Here is a 2,260-nt window from a genome sequence, read left to right on the forward strand (position 1 = left end):
GCGCACCCGCGGAGGCGGCGTGGGCGCCGCGCTGCTCAGCCAGCGCACCTGCAACGGCTGCACCATCACCCTCACCGGCTCCGATCTGGAGAAGGTCCGCCGCTCGGCTCCCGACGACGTCGTGCAGTGCCCCGAGTGCGACCGCATCCTGGTCCGCACCGACGAGTCCGGTCTCTGATCGGCGGCCGCGGCCTGTAGCCTGAAGGGGCGAGCGGGTCGGCAAGACGGCCGCGTCATCCGGTGCGAACCGGGTGCCGAGGAACGTCCGGGCTCCGCAGGGCAGGACGGTGGGTAACACCCACCCGGGGCAACCCGCGAGACAGTGCCACAGAAAGCAGACCGCCCCGGGCTTCGGCCCGGGGTAAGGGTGAAACGGTGGGGTAAGAGCCCACCAGCGGCCGCGGTGACGCGGTCGGCTCGGTAAACCTCGTCCGGAGCAAGGCCAGACAGGGAACGATGGGGCTGCCCGTCCCGTTCCCGGGTAGGCCGCTGGAGGGCTGCGGCAACGCAGCTCCGAGAGAGATGGCCGTCCAGCCGGTGTCGCGCAAGCGCCCGGTGAACAGAACCCGGCGTATCAGCCGGCCCGCTCGCACCTACCGGATCGCGAGCGCCGCAGCGCCCAGGATGCCCGCGTTGTTGCGGTGCACGGCGGGCACGATCGGCGCGGTGAGCTTCAGCAGCGGCAGGAAGTGCTCGTGGTGCTTCGACACGCCGCCGCCGACCACGAAGAGGTCGGGCGAGAAGATGAACTCGAGGTGCGAGTAGTAGCGCTGGAGGCGCTTCGCCCACTTCTCCCAGCTGAGCGACTCGCGCTCCATCGCGGAGTACGCCGCTCGGCTCTCGGCATCGTGCCCGTCGAGCTCGAGGTGTCCGAGCTCCGAGTTGGGCACGAGCACGCCGTCGTTGATGAGCGCCGAGCCGATGCCGGTGCCGAGGGTCGTGAGGATGACGAGCCCCTCGACGCCGACCGCGGCGCCGTAGCGGGACTCGGCGTAGCCGGCGGCATCCGCGTCGTTGATGAAGTGGATGTCGCGGCCGAGCGCCTTCTCGAACATCTCCTCGGCCGGCAGCCCGATCCACTCGCGGGAGATGTTCGCCGCCGAGAGGGTGCGCCCGCCCTTCACGACCGCCGGGAAGCAGACGCCGAGCGGCAGCTTCGTGCCGGTGCGCTGGTCGATCCCCGTGACGAGCTCCTCGGTCGCGGCGAGGATGTCGGCCGGCCGGCCGCCCTCGGGCGTTCGCACCTTCACGCGATCCGTGACGAGCTCTCCGGTGCCGAGGTCGATGACCGCCCCCTTGATGCCCGTGCCGCCGATGTCGATCCCGATCGCGTGGTCCGTCGCCATGCGGCCAGACTATCGCGCGGCCCACGGCCGACGTTCAGGGGAGTGTCAGGATGTCGGCGCCGCGGTCGGTCACCACGAGCGTGTGCTCGAACTGGGCCGTGAGGGCGCGATCGCGGGTGACCACGGTCCAGTCGTCGTCCCAGAGGTCCCAGTCGGTCGTGCCGAGCGTGAGCATCGGCTCGATCGTGAAGACCATGCCCGGCTCCATCACCGTGTCGAACTCGGGCGCGTCGTAGTGGGGGATGATGAGCCCGGTGTGGAACGCGCGCCCCACGCCGTGGCCCGTGTAGTCGCGCACGACGCCGTAGCCGAATCGCCTGGCGTACGCCTCGATCGCTCGGCCGATCACGTTCACCTGGCGGCCGGGGGCGACGGCACGGATGCCGCGGGCGAGCGCTTCGCGCGTGCGCTCGACGAGCAGCGTCGCCTCCTCGGACGCATGCCCGACGAGGAACGTGTGGTTGAGGTCGCCGTGGTAGCCGTCGAGGTAGGCGGTGACGTCGAGGTTCACGAGGTCGCCGTCGTCGAGCACGGTGTCGTCGGGGATGCCGTGGCAGATCACCTCGTTCACCGACGTGCACGACGACTTGGGATAGCCGCGGTAGCCGAGCGTCGACGGGTAGGCGCCGTGGGCGACGACGTAGTCGTGCGCGATGCGGTCGAGCTCGTCGGTCGTCACCCCGGGCCGGATCGCCGCCGCCGCCGCCTCGATCGCGCCGGCGGCGATGCGCCCGGCCGCACGGATCCGCTCCACCTCCTCGGGCGTGTACCAGTCGCCGCCGGCGTTCGGAGCTGGTGCACGACGACCGACGTACTCGGGACGGACGATCGACTCGGGCACGGCTCGGATCGGCGAAGGGCGGCCGGGGATCAGGTGGCCGGAGGCGTCCTTGGGCATAGGATCAGCCTATGGC

At 71.0% G+C, this 2,260-nt stretch carries 3 protein-coding genes and 1 other RNA gene; 2 read left to right on the top strand and 2 right to left on the bottom strand.

Going from position 1 to position 2,260, the window contains the following annotated elements:
* Positions 1-19: 19 nt before the first annotated feature.
* Positions 20-178 (top strand): C4-type zinc ribbon domain-containing protein, encoded by a 159-nt coding sequence (locus tag AC1DY2_RS18855; protein ID WP_476763806.1) that lies wholly within the window; start codon positions 20-22, stop codon positions 176-178.
* A gap of 34 nt (positions 179-212) precedes the next feature.
* Positions 213-590, top strand: an RNA gene (rnpB, locus tag AC1DY2_RS18860) — RNase P RNA component class A.
* A 3-nt stretch (positions 591-593) separates the two neighbouring features.
* Here rnpB and ppgK read toward each other — a convergent pair.
* Complete coding sequence (ppgK, locus tag AC1DY2_RS18865; protein WP_309978461.1) at positions 594-1,346, bottom strand: polyphosphate--glucose phosphotransferase; 753 nt, start codon at positions 1,344-1,346, stop codon at positions 594-596.
* 34 nt (positions 1,347-1,380) lie between these two features.
* Complete coding sequence (gene map / locus AC1DY2_RS18870; protein WP_476763805.1) at positions 1,381-2,244, bottom strand: type I methionyl aminopeptidase; 864 nt, start codon at positions 2,242-2,244, stop codon at positions 1,381-1,383.
* Positions 2,245-2,260 lie beyond the last annotated feature (16 nt).

The organism is Agromyces sp. P1_H4 (assembly GCF_056405255.1).